This window comes from Amycolatopsis sp. M39, assembly GCF_001651785.1.
GTDB classification, from domain to species: domain Bacteria; phylum Actinomycetota; class Actinomycetes; order Mycobacteriales; family Pseudonocardiaceae; genus Amycolatopsis; species Amycolatopsis rubida.
This window is the reverse complement of sequence record NZ_LWSF01000005.1, coordinates 39,589-53,511: the sequence shown is the minus strand read 5'-3', so window position 1 is coordinate 53,511 and position 13,923 is coordinate 39,589. Positions and strand designations below refer to the sequence as shown.

At 70.0% G+C, this 13,923-nt stretch carries 12 protein-coding genes; 4 read left to right on the top strand and 8 right to left on the bottom strand.

The annotated features are described in order from the left end of the window. Nucleotides 1-82: 82 nt before the first annotated feature. Nucleotides 83-538 (bottom strand): NUDIX domain-containing protein, encoded by a 456-nt coding sequence (locus A4R44_RS14815; RefSeq protein WP_067580338.1) that lies wholly within the window; start codon nt 536-538, stop codon nt 83-85. A 133-nt stretch (nt 539-671) separates the two neighbouring features. Here A4R44_RS14815 and A4R44_RS14810 point away from each other — a divergent pair, with 133 nt between their 5' ends. Next, nucleotides 672-1,118 carry a DoxX family protein gene (locus tag A4R44_RS14810; protein ID WP_067580336.1) on the top strand — a complete coding sequence of 149 codons (447 nt, stop codon included), beginning with the start codon at nt 672-674 and terminating at the stop codon, nt 1,116-1,118. Nucleotides 1,119-1,145: 27 nt separating this feature from the next. Here the strand turns inward: A4R44_RS14810 and A4R44_RS14805 are convergent, their stop codons facing one another. The 6 genes from A4R44_RS14805 to kynU form a co-directional block, all read right to left on the bottom strand. Further along, nucleotides 1,146-1,745, bottom strand: coding sequence for an ATP/GTP-binding protein (locus A4R44_RS14805; RefSeq protein WP_067580334.1), 600 nt, complete (start codon nt 1,743-1,745; stop codon nt 1,146-1,148). Continuing rightward, nucleotides 1,726-2,100 (bottom strand): DUF742 domain-containing protein, encoded by a 375-nt coding sequence (locus A4R44_RS14800; protein ID WP_067580332.1) that lies wholly within the window; start codon nt 2,098-2,100, stop codon nt 1,726-1,728. The genes A4R44_RS14805 and A4R44_RS14800 overlap by 20 nt, the downstream gene beginning before the upstream one ends. Beyond that, nucleotides 2,097-2,513: a roadblock/LC7 domain-containing protein gene (locus A4R44_RS14795; protein WP_067580331.1), complete on the bottom strand. Its 417-nt coding sequence runs from the start codon at nt 2,511-2,513 to the stop codon at nt 2,097-2,099. Before A4R44_RS14795 ends, A4R44_RS14800 begins: the two co-directional genes overlap by 4 nt. Then, complete coding sequence (locus tag A4R44_RS14790; protein ID WP_067581208.1) at nt 2,513-4,996, bottom strand: nitrate- and nitrite sensing domain-containing protein; 2,484 nt, start codon at nt 4,994-4,996, stop codon at nt 2,513-2,515. Before A4R44_RS14790 ends, A4R44_RS14795 begins: the two co-directional genes overlap by 1 nt. Before the next feature lie 377 nt (nt 4,997-5,373). Further along, on the bottom strand, nt 5,374-5,664 hold the full coding sequence (locus A4R44_RS14785; protein WP_157904876.1) for a hypothetical protein: 291 nt from the start codon (nt 5,662-5,664) through the stop codon (nt 5,374-5,376). Nucleotides 5,665-5,875: 211 nt separating this feature from the next. After that, complete coding sequence (kynU, locus tag A4R44_RS14780; RefSeq protein ID WP_067580327.1) at nt 5,876-7,066, bottom strand: kynureninase; 1,191 nt, start codon at nt 7,064-7,066, stop codon at nt 5,876-5,878. A 145-nt stretch (nt 7,067-7,211) separates the two neighbouring features. Between kynU and A4R44_RS14775 the strand changes: the two genes are divergently transcribed. Then, nucleotides 7,212-9,029 carry a long-chain fatty acid--CoA ligase gene (locus tag A4R44_RS14775; RefSeq protein WP_067580325.1) on the top strand — a complete coding sequence of 606 codons (1,818 nt, stop codon included), beginning with the start codon at nt 7,212-7,214 and terminating at the stop codon, nt 9,027-9,029. A gap of 3 nt (nt 9,030-9,032) precedes the next feature. Here A4R44_RS14775 and A4R44_RS14770 read toward each other — a convergent pair whose 3' ends face one another. Continuing rightward, nucleotides 9,033-9,920: an SDR family NAD(P)-dependent oxidoreductase gene (locus A4R44_RS14770; protein ID WP_067581206.1), complete on the bottom strand. Its 888-nt coding sequence runs from the start codon at nt 9,918-9,920 to the stop codon at nt 9,033-9,035. 352 nt (nt 9,921-10,272) lie between these two features. Between A4R44_RS14770 and A4R44_RS14765 the strand changes: the two genes are divergently transcribed. Beyond that, entirely contained in the window at nt 10,273-11,481 is a 1,209-nt protein-coding gene (locus A4R44_RS14765; RefSeq protein ID WP_095213349.1) for an MFS transporter, read from the top strand. 464 nt (nt 11,482-11,945) lie between these two features. Then, nucleotides 11,946-13,310: a GGDEF domain-containing protein gene (locus A4R44_RS14760; RefSeq protein ID WP_093573014.1), complete on the top strand. Its 1,365-nt coding sequence runs from the start codon at nt 11,946-11,948 to the stop codon at nt 13,308-13,310. Nucleotides 13,311-13,923: the final 613 nt, after the last annotated feature.

Sequence of the window (13,923 nt, the reverse complement as noted above, 5' to 3'; positions counted from 1 at the left end):
CCCGAACCGTCAGCACAATCAACCTTCGGGGTGCCCCACGCCAGCCCCCAAAGGCAATGTCGCCCCCAGGCGACGAGCCGACTCACCACTCAGCAAGCCGATCCACAAACCCCCGCTGCCCCTTGACCAGCTTCTCCCGAGCCACCTCCAGCGAAAACCACTCCACCCGATCCACCTCGGGAAACTCCCGCAGCACCCCGGACCGAGGCGGCCACTCCATCTCGAACACCCCGGGAACCACCGCCTCAGGATCAAGCTCCCCCTCCACCGCCCAAGCGGTCACGACCTTCCCGGACTGCCGAACCTCCCCCAGCGCAACCCATTCTCCGGGAGGCACCGAGACCCCCAGCTCCTCGGCAAACTCCCGCCGGGCAGCGACCTCAGCCGCCTCCCCCTCCTCGATCTCCCCTTTGGGCAACGACCAAGCGGCCGCATCCTTCTTGGCCCAGAACGGCCCGCCCATATGCGCGAGCAGCACCTCGATCCCGCCCGCGCCCCGCCGATAAACCAACACCCCAGCACTACGCCTGACCACCATCCCCCCACCCTGCCAGCCGCACTGACCAGCCCAAACACCGCCTCAGAAAATTCCCGGCGAGGTGTCGATCCCAGCCGGCCGCGTTCGACGCGTAGGCAGAAGGCACCCCACAGCCACCCGGGAGGGACCCGAAATGACCACCACCGCCCCCAAGACCGCGGCCGCCACCACGACCGAGGCCACGAAGTCCCTGGCAGACCGAGCCCGCCCGATCGTCCTGGCCCTCTTCCGCGCCGTCGTGTCGTTCCTCTTCCTCTGTCACGGCCTGATGGGCTTCGGCCTCTTCGGCGGCATCGACAACGCGGGCGGCGCGGTTCCCTTCGGTCAATGGCCCGGCTACTGGGCCACCCTGATCGAGGTCGTCGGCGCGCTCTTCGTCTTCGCCGGCCTCTTCACCCGCGTCTTCGCGACCGTGCTCTCCGGCGTCATGGCCTACGCCTACTTCACCGTCCACGCCCCGGAAGGCCTGCTCCCCCTGCACAACATGGGCGAACCCGCCGCGCTCTACGCGTGGGTGTTCCTGGTCATCGCGGTGGTGGGGCCGGGGGCGGCAGCGCTGGACGGGCTGCGGCGGCGCTGAAAGACGTCGTGAGTGGCAATCCCGGTGCTAACCGGGATTGCCACTCACGAGCATCGCCCGCCCGAGCGCATGCTCCATCACCACAGTCAGCACCTGCTTGGTCGAATCCCGCTCCCGCGCGTCGCACAGCAGCAACGGCACCTGCGGATCCAGATCCAACGCCCCGCGGACTTCCTCGGTCCCGTACCGGTAAGCGTCGTCGAAGCAGTTCACCCCGACCACGAACGGCAACCCGCGTTGCTCGAAGAAATCCACTGCGGGGAAACAGGATTCAAGCCGTCGCGTATCCGCCAGCACCACCGCGCCGAGCGCGCCGTCGGCCAGTTCGTCCCACATGAACCAGAACCGGTCCTGCCCCGGCGTGCCGAACAGGTAGAGGATCAGTTCGGGGTTGATGGTGATCCGGCCGAAGTCGAGCGCGACCGTCGTGGTGGTTTTGCCTTCGACGCCGGACAGGTCGTCCACGCCCTCGGACGCGGCGGTGATCACCTCTTCGGTGCGCAGCGGCGGCACCTCGCTGACCGAGCCGACCAGGGTCGTCTTGCCGACCCCGAACCCGCCCGCGACGAGCACCTTCACCGCTTGCGCGGTGAGCGACCGGCGGGGCTCAGAGTTTCCGGATGCCATCGAGAACCGCCTGGAGTACGTGGGGGCTGGGGGCGTCGGTCACCGGCGTCGCGGTGCGGAACAGCACGAGGTTGCGTTCTATCAAATCGCTCAGCAGCACCTTCACCACCGGCAGCGGGAGGTCGACCCGCGCGGCCACCTCGGCGACCGAAACCGGGCGCTGGCACAGGGAAAGAATGCGCGAGTACTCCGGTTCGAGGCCGGGCGTCTCGCTCGCGGCGCGCAGCGCGACGACGAGCGTGATGAGGTCGAGCCCGCGGGTGTCGGACCGGGTCCGCCCGCCGGTGACGGCGTAGGACCGCACCAGCGGACCGGCCTCGTCCTCGTACCAGGACTCGCGGCCCTTCGCCGTCATGGCGAGGTCCGCTGGACCGCTCCGGCCCGCGGTGCCGCGGTGAGCACCGCGCCGACCCGCTTGACCATCAGGTTCATCTCGTAGGCCACGAGCCCCATGTCCGCGTCGACCCCGGCCAGCAGCGCGAGGCAGGCGCCCCGGCCGGCCGCGGTCACGAACAGGAACGCGTGGTCCATCTCGACCATCGTCTGGCGCACGTTGCCGCCGCCGAAGTGCCGTCCGGTGCCGCGGGCGAGGCTCTGGAACGCCGACGCGACCGCGGACAGGTGCTCCGCGTCCGCCTCGGACAAAGTGCCCGACCGGCCGATCAGCAACCCGTCCGCGGACAGCACCACCGCGCGGTCCGCGCCGGCGACCCGCTGCACGAGGTCGTCGAGCAGCCAGTCGAGCTCGTTGACGCCGTTGTTCGCCATCAGTCGCGATCTCCGTACCTGTTGTCGTGCCCGGGATCGGCCTCGCGGGCCCGCCGGGTGCCCTGTTGGAAGGCGCTGAGCCGGGCGCGGGCCTGCTCCGGCGAATCCTCGCGGACGTCGTCGGATTCCGCCGCCGGCCGGTCACTGCGCAGCTGCGGAACGAGGTTCTGCTGCCGGCGCCGCTGCGGCAGCGGAGGACGTCCGGGCGGACGCGGCGGCGCGGCCCGGCCGTTTTCGGCCGCCGGACGCGGCACCCGGCCGTTGTCCGCGGGCGGGCGCTGCTCGCGGTTTTGCGGCGGACGGACCGGCGGCGCCTCGGCGGCCGGACGCATCGCGCGGCGGGTCGGCAACTCCGGCCGCTGCTGCTCCGGCGCGACCCGCGGTTCCGGTGCGACCCGCGACGGCTGCGGCAGTTCCGCCTGCTGCGGTTCCGGAGGCGCCTGCTTCCGTTGCGGCGATTCCGGTCGCCGCGGGTCAGCCCGCGACGGCTCCGCCGCGAGCCGGGAAAGCTCCGGCACCCCGTCCGAGTCCGCGGCGGATTCCGTCTCGGCGGCCGAAGGCTCCGTTTCGCTGATCGGCGCGAGCAAATCCTTGCGCACCAACACGATCGCCCGGGTCCCGCCGTACGCGGATTCGCGCAGGTGCACCGAGATCCCGTGCCGCGACGCCAGCCGCGCGACCACGAACAGGCCCAGCCGCGGTTCGTCGGACAGCGCCATGATCCCGAAGTCCGGCGGGTCGGCGAGCATCGCGTTGAACTCGTCGGCCTGTTCCTGCTCGATGCCCAGCCCCTGGTCCTCGACCTCGATCACGACGCCCTTGCCGACCACGTTGCCGCGCAGTTCGACGCGCGCTTCCGGCGGCGAGAACGACGTCGCGTTGTCGATCAGCTCGGCGAGCAGGTGCACGAGGTCGCCGACGACCGGCCCGCGCACCGCGACCTCCGGCAGCTTCGCCGTCTTCACGCGCGCGAAGTGCTCGGTTTCCGCCGCCGCGCCGCGGACGAGTTCCACCAGCGACACCGGATTGCGCCACTGCCGTCCGGGCTGACCGCCGCCGAGGATGATCAGGTTCTCCGCGTTGCGCCGCGCGCGAGTGGAGAGGTGGTCGAGGCGGAACAGCGTGTCGAGCTGGTCCGGGTCCTCCTGCTTGCGCTCGGCGGCGTCCAGCACTTTCAGCTGCCGGTGCACGATGACCTGGCTGCGGTGCGCGATGTTGAGGAACACCGCCTTCGTGCCCTGCCGGGTCTTGGCCTCTTCGACCGCGGCGGCGAGCGCGGACTGCTGCGCCAGGTTGAATGCCTCGGCCACCTCGCCGATCTCGTCCGTGCCGTGGTCGAGCAGATGCCCGCCCTCGTCGAGGTCGACCGGTTCGCCCGCGCGCACGCGGCCGACGAGTTCCGGCAGCCGCACCTCGGCCGCGTCGAGGGTGTCCTCGCGCAGCCGGGCGAGCCGGGAGATGAAGCGCTTCGACAGCCGCAGCGCGACCAGCACCACGGCGAGCGCGAAGAGCACCGCCGCCGCGCCCGCGATGATCGAGTTCCGCAGCGTGTCGTCCGCGTCGGTGATCGCCGCGTTGGTCGCGTGCGCGCTCTGCGCGGCGAACATCGTCATCAGCGTGGTGGCGACCTGCTTGGCGTCGGTGCGCCACTGCTCGATCGGCACCGGAAGCTGTTTCGCGCCGGACAGCAAGGCGTTCTCGACCTGCGTCACGGTCGTCCACGCGGGACTGGAGACGAGCTTGTCGTAGTTCGCCCGCACTTCGGGCACCATCTGCGGCACCGACTGTTCGAGCTGCGCGTGGTACGCGCCGATCTGGCCGAGGTACGCGCGCTGCTCGTCGCCGGACAGTCCGCCCGCGGCGAGCCCGGCCGAGGCCAGTGCGTCGCTGCGCTGCATTTCCTCGGCCGCGGTGAAAATCGGGATGGCGGACAGCCGGGCGTAGGCGTTGTCCGCGCCGCGCGCGGCCTGCGCGAGGCCCGCGACGCCCTGGGTGAACTGGTCGATGATCTGGTTGTAGAAGGAAAAAACCTCCAGCCGCGGCACCTGCCCGGAGTCGACCCGCTGGCGCAGCTGCGGCAGTTTCGCTTCCAGCCCGGCGAACGTGGCGATGTTCTGCTTGACGCTCGCGGGCACGTTCGAGTCGCTCGCGAAGTTGCCCTGCAGCACGGAGGTGATCTGCGCGGCGGACGCGTCCGTCTTCGGCCGGGTCGCCAGCAGGGCGGCGCGCGCGGCGTCCTGTCCGGCGAGCACGCTCATCGACAGCTGCCGTTCCTGTTCCGCGGCGAGCAGGAACGGAATTCCGGGGCCTTCCGAACCGCGAATCTTCCGCGCGTAACCACGCGCCTGCGCCGCGTCGAAAATCAGGTACCCGGCGAGCGCGATACCGACCACCAGCAACGCCACGCTCGGAATCAACGCGATCGCCAGCACACGAGAGCGAATAGACGACCCGCGGCCGTTTCGCCCGGAATTCTGCTTCACCGTGATCCGTTTTCCTTCCGGCCCTGCCATGGTATTCGGGTCCGCGGTGTTTTCCTTGCACCGGTCCGACCAGCCGGATCACAGTTCACCGTGGTCTGCGTTGCCCGCGACGACGGTAAGCAACCCGGACGGGCGAGTCAAGTCCGGACCCGCGTTGCCGTCATCCTCTTGTTACCTGCTAGTAACCCGCTGCGGTGCTTGGAAAACTGATCACCACCGGACGTGACCTTGGTCGCATCGGCTCCGCCGCCCGCCCGCCGGGCTCCGGCGCGTGAGGTCCGTCACGACCACTCGCCCGCGAAAACCAACCGGAAACTTACGCGCATTTTCGCAGCAACAGCGGAATAGAACGGAAAACCGAGATCGATTTCCGGAATTCAGCGCCGGACACCATTCGGCGGCCGGTGCGCGGAAAGCCGCGGCACCGGTGCCGGGTCGGTTTCCTCCGCCCCGTCCGGGCGATCGCGGCCGAGCAGATCCTGCAGCATCTCCCGGCACGCCCACGCCAGCACCGCCACCGCCGCGATCAGCACCGCTACCAGCGTCGATTCGACCGGATAGCGCCCGATGAAGTCGCCGAAACGCGCGAGCAGGAAGCCGAGAGCCACGCCGACGAGCAGGGTCACGACATACGAGAGCGGCACTTCCCGACCGCGGGTCTCGATCATTTCGGCCCCTTCCGCCCCGGATCCGCGCGGCGGCATCGCTTCCCGATCAGCTTCCGCCCACGAAAAAACAAGCACCAAGCATACCCGCCGGGCGGCGCGCGGCACCCCCGTCGATCACCCAAAGGGGCGAGCACGATACCGATTGTTCACCCAGGACCCGCGAATCCGGCCGGATCCGCGCGAATCCGCGCGGATATCGCGCGAATTCTTTTCAGCGCACCTCGCGCAGCACAGTCACCGCCCGCAGCACCTCGGCGTAGGTCGTGTACAGCGGGGCCAGCCCGAACCGCAGCACGTCCGGCGGCCGGAAATCCCCGAGCACCCCGTGTTCGTGCAGCGCGTTCATCGTCTGCTGCCCGCCCGCGTCCCGCACCGAAACCTGGTGCCCGCGCGCGTGCTCGCGCGGCGTCGGAATGTCGGCTCCCGGCAGCAGTTCGTCCGCGCACCGGAAAAAGAAATCGCCCAGCGCCAAGCCTTTCGCGCGCAGCACGGAAAGGTCGACGCCCTCCCAGACGTCCAGCGCGGCGTCGAGCGCCAGCATCGACAGGATGTCCGGCGTGCCTGCCCGGGCGCGTGCGATCCCCGCGCCGCCGCGGTATCCCGGTTCCATTCCGAACGGATCCGCGTGCCCGGCCCATCCGGCGAGCGGCTGATCGAAGTCCGCCTGATGCCGCCGTGCCACATAGACGAACGCGGGCGAACCAGGTCCGCCGTTGAGGAATTTGTACGTACAGCCCACCGCGAAGTCGACGTCGCACGCGTCCAGCTGAACCGGAATCGCGCCGACGCTGTGGCAGAGATCCCACACCGCGAGTGCGCCCACCGCGTGTACGGCGTCAGTGACCGACGGCATGTCGTGCAGCCGCCCGCTGACGTAATCGACGTGATTGACGAGCACCGCGGCGGTCCGCTCGCTCACCGCGCCCGGCAGTTCCGCCACCGGCACGCGTCGCACGGTGTGCCCGGTGAGCCGAGCCGCCTGGTCGGCCACGTAGCCATCGGTCGGGAAGGTCGCCGCGTCGACCAGGACCTCGTCGCGACCGGGGTTCGCCCGCACCGCCGCGACGAGCACCTTGAACAGGTCCACACTCGTCGAGTCCGCCACCACGACCTGTCCGGCAGCGGCCCCGACCAGCGGCGCGATCCGCTCCCCGACCCGCTGCGGGGCTTCCCACCAGCCCTCGGTCCACGACCGGATCAGCCGCCGCCCCCACTGCTCGCGCACCACCTGGCGCACCCGCTCCGCGACGTGTTTCGGCGGTGCGCCAAGGGAATTCCCGTCAAAGTAGGCGACTTCCGGGTCAAGGTCGAACTCCGCGCGTTTCGCGGCGAGCGGGTCGGCGGCGTCGAGTGCGGCGGCCTCGTCGGCAAGGCTCTCGCCGCGCACGGCGGATTCGGTCATCGACGCTCCTCAGGCTCCGGTTCGCCCCATTCATAACAGGAGCAGGCCCTGTCTATCGAGCGCCGAGGCTGGCCGGGATTCTCTATCGGCCGCCGCGCCGACGACCTACAGTGACCTGACCAGGCACCACCGGAGGAGGTCAGCGTTGACCCAGTCGATCGCCGAACAAGCCGAGGGCCGCACCATTCCGTCGCTGCTGCGGCGCAATGCCGTCGAGTACGGGGACCGGCCCGCGCTCACCTCGCTCGATCTCGAAGGCCGTCCGACGCTCACCTGGAGCGAGTTCCGGACCGCGGTCGCCGAGGTGTCCCGAGGGCTCGCCGGGCTCGGCCTCGCCGCGGGCGACCGGATGCTGATCATGGCCCCGAGTTCGCCGGACCACCTGGTCGCCGACCTCGCCGCGGTGCACCTGGCGGCCATCCCGTGCACGGCGTACGCGACGCTCAGCCCGGAGCAGATCCGCTACGTCGCCCGGCACAGCGCCGCCCCGGTCGTCGTCCTCGCCGGCGCCGACGAGCTGTCCCGCTGGCTGCCGGTGCTCGACGACCTGCCCGCGCTGCGCCGCGTGGTGGTCATGGACGAATCCGCGATCCCGGACGGCGACGACCGGTTCGTCGCGTACTCCGCGGTGCGCGAAACCGGCCGCGCCGCGCTCGCCGCCGACCCCGAAGCGTTCGACCAAGCGTGGCAGGCGATCCGCCCGGACGACCCGCTCGCGATGATCTACACCTCCGGCACCACCNAGGGCGTCGTGCTCTCCCACCGCAACGCGATCCACGAGGGCATCGCCGTGCACACGCTGCACAAGGCCCCGATGCACCCCACGAACATCGCGTACCTGCCGCTGGCGCACATCGCCGAACGCGAGCTGTCGATCTACCTGCCGATCGTCGCGGCGGGCCACGTGCACACGGTCGGCGATCCCTCCGGTGTGGTCGCGGCGCTCGGCCAAGTGCATCCGCAGAGCTTCTTCGGCGTGCCGCGGGTGTGGGAGAAGATGGTGGCGGGCTTGAAGAACATGCTCGCCGGCGTGCCCGAGGACCGGCGCGAGGCGCTCATTTCGGCGAACGAACTCCTGCAAGAGGGCTACAAACTGCGCAGCGCGGGCGAGGAACTGCCCGCTGACCTCGCCGAGCGCATCGCGAAGACCGACGAGACCGTGCTCGCCCCGGTGCGCGGGCTGCTCGGACTCGACCAGTTGCACATCGCGTCCAGCGGCGCGGCCGCGTTGCCGCTGGAAGTGCTGTACTTCCTCGCCGGGCTGGGCGTCGAGATCCGCGAGGTCTGGGGCCTGTCCGAGACCACCGGCGCGGCGACCGCGAACAGCGCCGACGCGTTCCGTGCGGGCACCGTCGGCCGTCCGATCGACGGCGTCGAGGTGAAGACCGGCGAGGACGGCGAACTGCTCGTCCGCGGTCCGATCGTGTTCCTCGGCTACCTTCAGCCGGACGGCACGATCGAACCGGCCACCGACGCCGACGGCTGGTTCGCCACCGGCGACATCGGCACGATCGACGACGACGGCTACGTCACGATCACCGACCGCAAGAAGGAACTGATCATCACCTCAAGCGGCAAGAACATCGCGCCGACCCGGATCGAGGGCTTGCTGAAGGAACATCCGCTGATCGGCCAGGCGGTCGCGATCGGCGACGCGCGGCCGTACCTGACCGCGCTGATCGTGCTCGACGACGAGATCGCGCCCGGCTGGGCAGCGGCCAACGGCGTCGAAGCGGCCGGGATCGACGCGCTCGCCGCGCACGAGGCGGTCCAGGCGGAGATCGCGCGGGCCGTCGAATCCGCCAACAGCAGGCTCGCGCGGGCCGAGCAGATCAAGCGCTACCACGTCATCACCACCGCGTGGACGCCGGAGACGGGCGAGCTGACCCCGACGCTCAAGCTCAAGCGCCGGGTGATCAACGACCGCTACGGCACCGACATCGCCGCGCTCTATTCCTCGTAAGGTTCACGAGGCCTGCCGGGACCACTTGCGCAGCCGCGGCGGCACGCGCTTCTCCAGTCCGTAGTTCTCCAGGTGAGCGGAAAACACCTCGTCGAACGCCTGCTGCACGGTCTCGGTGTCCCAGTCCGGCCGTTCCAGGATCGGCTGCTTCAAATACGGCTGTCCCATCACGTGCAGCTGCGGCCCGTTGCACCGGATCATCTGCCCGGTGATGCCGTGCGATCCCTCGCCGAGCAGGAAAAGCACGAGGGGCGCGATCTTCGCCGGCGTGCGCTCCGGCGGGCAGGCCCGCAGCGCGCGTTCGGATTTCCAGACCATCCGGGTGTGCGCCACCGGGCACACCGCGTTCACCCGGATCCCGGAGTCGTCGAGGTCCAGTGCCCACGAATAGGTCAGCGACGCGACCGCGCCCTTGCTCGCCGAGTACACCCCGAGCTTGCGCTGCCCGAGCGACGCGCCGGAGGAGATGTTCACGATCGACCCGCCGCCGCCCGCGCCGACCATCGCCCGGATCGCGGCCAGCCCGGTGTACATCACGCCGAGCACGTTCACCTCGACCAGCTGGCGGGCCTGCTCCGCGTCGTCCTCCCAGGGCAGCGCCTCGTAGTTGAGCCCCGCGTTGTTGACCAGCCCGTCGATCCGGCCGAACTCGGCGACGCACTGGTCGACGATCGCCTGCGCCTGCGCCGGGTCGGCCACGCTGTACCCGTTCGCGACCGCGCGCCCGCCGTGGCCGCGGATGGTCTCTGCAGTGCGCTCGGCCAGGTCGGCGTCCACGTCGTTGACCACCACCGCGCCGCCCGCCCTGGCGACGTGCACGGCGAACGCCTCCCCGAGCCCGCGTCCGGCCCCGGTCACGACCACGGCCTTGTCCTGCAACAGTCTGTCCACGCTCACTCCCCGCTGGTGCGCCCGGCGCGAGGACGGCCGCTCCGCCGGGTCTCTCCCAGTGTTGGACCGTTCGGCCCAGTCGCACCGGTCGATGGCGACGAACGGTGGTCGCGCTGCGCCGAACGAGGAAAGCTGATCAGTGCCACGGATACCCCGCGGCAGGTCAGTCGGAACAGCTCCGCCTTCCGGCCACCGGATTCTTCCCGGCTGTTCACCCTGGTGTGATCGGCGGCATACTGAGGGTGCACGCCCTGGCCGGAGCAGTGACACTCCTGGCCAGGAGTGTCATCGGCAAAGGCAGAATGCGAGCAACCGGCATTCACTCGATCGGGGAGGGGGCAGTGGTCATCTCGTGACGACCGAAGCGACCTCTCGGCTGACGGCACCGCTGCGAAATGTCGAATACCGCGTGCTCTGGGCGGCCGAGGCCATCTCAAGCGCGGGCGACCAGCTGGCGAAGGTGGCGTTGTCCATCCTCGTCTACCACCGCACCGGTTCCGCGCTCTGGGCTGCCGTCGTCTACGCGCTGACCTTCCTGCCCGCGCTCGCCGGCGGGCTCGGGCTGTCCTTCCTCGCCGACCGCTACCCGCGCCGCGCCGTGCTGAGCGCGAGCGCCGCGGCGCAGGCGGTGCTGGTCGGGCTGATGAGCCTGCCCGGGATGCCGCTGGTCGCGCTGTGTTTGCTGCTCGTCGCGGTGCAGCTGGCCGCGTCGCCGGCGAACGCGGCGCAGAACGCGATCACCCGAGAGGTCTTCACCGACGACCAGTTGTACCTGCGCAGCCAAGACCTGCGCGGGATCACCACCAACACGGTGCAGCTGCTCGGCCTGGCCGGCGGCGGCGTGCTGGTGACGGCGGTGGGCACGTCGTGGGCGCTGGCGATCGACGCGGTGAGTTTCGCGGTGGCCGCGGTGATCGTGCGGGTGTGGGTGCGCGACCGGCCCGCCGCCGGAGGCGACCACAGCACCTGGTTCTCCGCGACACGCTGGGTCTTCGGGCAGCGCAAACTGCGCGTGCTGATCGCGTTGTCGTGGCTCGTGGGGCTGGCCGTGGTGCCCGAAGGGCTGGCCGCGCCGCTGGCCCAGCAGCTGAACGCGCCGTCCGCGGCGGTCGGCTGGCTGCTCGCCGCCGACCCGCTCGGCTTCGTCGCCGGGGCCTATCTGCTGTCGAAATTCGCGTCCGCCGAGGTCCGGCAGCGGCTGCTCGGCGTGCTGGCGACGACGTCGCTGGCTCTGCTAGCGCTGTTCCTGCTGCAGCCGAATCTGGTGATCGCGCTGGTACTGCTCGCGCTCGCCGGTGCGATGGGCGCCTACATCATCACCGTGACCGCGACGTTCTCCACCTGGGTGCCGAACGAACTGCGCGGCGGCGCCGGCGGGCTCTATCGCACGGGGCTGCGCGTGGCGCAGGGCATCGGGGTGGCTCTCGGCGGGGTGGTCGCACAGGCGACCGGGTCCGCCATGACCGCCATCGCGCTGGCCGGGCTGGCCGGCGTGGCTCTGGCGATCCCCACCGCGTTCTCGTGGACCCGGGTGCGGCACGCGGTCGCGGCCGGGGCCTGATCGTGGGCTACGGGACGAAACCGCGGCCGGGGCCGAGGCACCGGCCGAATGGGTCCGGATACGCCGGACGGGAAGTCGATTCACGCTTCACGGTCACGCACGGAACACACCTCCGTTCGCATGGTCACGAATCCGTCGTGGATCGGTCACGGAACTCACGCTTCACGGTCACGCACAGCTGTCCACCTCCACTCGCTGACAATTCACCGGAAAATGACAACAGCTCGATTCACGCTTCGCGGTCGCGCACGGGAAAACACCTCACTCGGGGGGACGGCGGGGACGCTCCTCCGCAATTTACTTCATGGATACAGCAGTTGTCGCGGAAGGCATCTCCGGGTTCGGAGACTACGACCGAATACAGCGTTCGAAGTCGGTGAGTGAGATGATACCGGCAACTGATAACGGCGCAGAACCGGGAACCGTCCGGCAACCGCATCCGACACCGGAGGAGGCACGGCCCGATGCCCGGAACCGAACCGGCGCGCGGTGACCGCCGCGGCCCCGGGGAGGAACCGCCCGCCGCGACGGGCTTCGCGGGACGGCTGCGCGCGCTGATCGCCGCGAATCCCGTTTCCTCCTGGGATCTCTGGACGAAACCGCGCCGGATGGTCGCGTTCCTGCTCGCCTGGGACGCGATCGCGGTGGCGCTGCTGACCGTCGGAGTGGTCGCGTCGCCGAGCCCGGACTTCGTGGACTGGGGCCGGTTCGCGATCCTCGCCGGCTGCGCGACCGTGCACATCCAGCTCACCCGGCGGCAGGAGGAACGGCGGCGCAACCGGGTCACCGCGGTCCACATCGACCTGACCGGCATCTGGGTGTTCCCGGCCGCGCTGCTGCTGCCGATCCCGCTGACCCTGCTGCTGATCGCGCTCCTGCGGATCCAGCGGTGGTTCAACTCCCGGCGACCGCCGCACAAGTTCGTGTTCACCTCGTTCACGCATGCGGTGTCGGCATTGCTGGCGCATCTGCTGTACCAGACCTTCGCGTCCGCCGAACTGGCCCGGCTTTCGCCCGCGAACTCGTTGCAGGTCTTCGGGATCCTGATGCTCGTCGGCTTCAGCTACGCGGCTTTGCAGGCCATCGTGATCGGCGGCCTGCTCGCCCTCGGCGGCACGTCCGCGCCCACGCTGCGCAACGTATTGGGCACCAAGGACGACAACCTGCTGGAGCTGTCGACGATCAGCCTCGGCACCATCGCGACGATCCTGCTCGTGAACATCCCGCCCGCGATCGTGATCCTCGTGCTCATCACGGTGCTGGGCAACCGGCTGGCGGAAATCAACCAACTGCAGTCCGAAGCGCGCACCGATCCGAAAACCGGGATCTTCAACGTGCGCGGGTGGTCGGAGTCCGCGGAGCGCGCGCTGGCGAGGGCCGCGCGCGGCGGGGAAACCCTGGCGCTGCTGATGATCGACCTCGATCACTTCAAGTGGATCAACGACACGTACGGCCATCCGGCGGGCGACGACGTGCTCCGCACGGTCGCGCAAACTCTCGACGAGATAACGCGCCCCAAGGACATCATCGGCCGCTTCGGCGGCGAGGAGTTCCTCATCCTGCTGCCCGATGCGGACACCACGGCGGCGAAGGTGACCGCGGAACGCATCCGTACCGCAATCGCCGATCAGCGCATCGTGACGACCGACAAACGCGGCGGTTCCGCATTGATCAGCGGCCGCACCGCGTCGATCGGCGTCGCATTGCTCGGGGTGAACGGAACGACACTGGAACAGTTGCTGCAAGCCGCCGACGCGGCCGTCTACACCGCGAAGGAAGGCGGCCGGAACCAGGTGCGCTTCGCGGATGCGAATCTGCCGTCCGAGTGATCCACAATTCCGCTCACCGGCACCGTTTGCGATTAATCGCGAAACCGATTCAGCAACTGTCCGCGACGGCCCGCGCCCCGTTCCTCCGCCGGATTGAACCGCCGGGTTAATTGTCGGCGGGACCGCTCACCGCGCCGGCCGGTTTTTCGGGCCGGATCGGATCGCCCGGGATTGCCTGACCCGGATGGCCGAGACCGGAAATCCGCCGCGGCTCCCCCGTCCTCGACGACGGCTCGGCCAGGCTCGACCGCGTTCCGTCCATCCCGGACCGAACCCTCCCGGCCCACGCCCCCGTGCCACGGCGACGCGGAGCACCCCGCCGGGCCGCTTGGGCGCCCTGCTCCAGCAGAGGTCCGTGAGGGGAACCTGAGGGAATCTGATTTCCTCACGGACATCCCCCAAGCGCCCGCCGGACCGCCAGGGCTTCGCCCGCCGCGGAGAAACCCCCACCACCACATTGGGCGCGTTGAGCAGGGCCAGCGGCGCACCGCACCTCCGCCGAGAGCGGCAACCGAGACAGGGTGGAGCACCCCAGGTAGCTCCCGATGCGCCCAGCGCGACCAACGCCGCCTCGGCCCGGCCCGGGGGCTGCCCCCACTCGGGTGAGGGGGAC

Excerpts from the sequence above, each read along its gene's own strand:
- A4R44_RS14800 (WP_067580332.1), bottom strand. The coding sequence starts at position 2,100 with ATGACGGCGAAGGGCCGCGAGTCCTGGTACGAGGACGAGGCCGGTCCG.
- A4R44_RS14785 (WP_157904876.1), bottom strand. The coding sequence starts at position 5,664 with ATGATCGAGACCCGCGGTCGGGAAGTGCCGCTCTCGTATGTCGTGACC.
- A4R44_RS14805 (WP_067580334.1), bottom strand. The coding sequence starts at position 1,745 with ATGGCATCCGGAAACTCTGAGCCCCGCCGGTCGCTCACCGCGCAAGCG.
- A4R44_RS14760 (WP_093573014.1), top strand. The coding sequence starts at position 11,946 with ATGCCCGGAACCGAACCGGCGCGCGGTGACCGCCGCGGCCCCGGGGAG.
- A4R44_RS14810 (WP_067580336.1), top strand. The coding sequence starts at position 672 with ATGACCACCACCGCCCCCAAGACCGCGGCCGCCACCACGACCGAGGCC.
- A4R44_RS14795 (WP_067580331.1), bottom strand. The coding sequence starts at position 2,513 with ATGGCGAACAACGGCGTCAACGAGCTCGACTGGCTGCTCGACGACCTC.
- kynU (WP_067580327.1), bottom strand. The coding sequence starts at position 7,066 with ATGACCGAATCCGCCGTGCGCGGCGAGAGCCTTGCCGACGAGGCCGCC.
- A4R44_RS14815 (WP_067580338.1), bottom strand. The coding sequence starts at position 538 with ATGGTGGTCAGGCGTAGTGCTGGGGTGTTGGTTTATCGGCGGGGCGCG.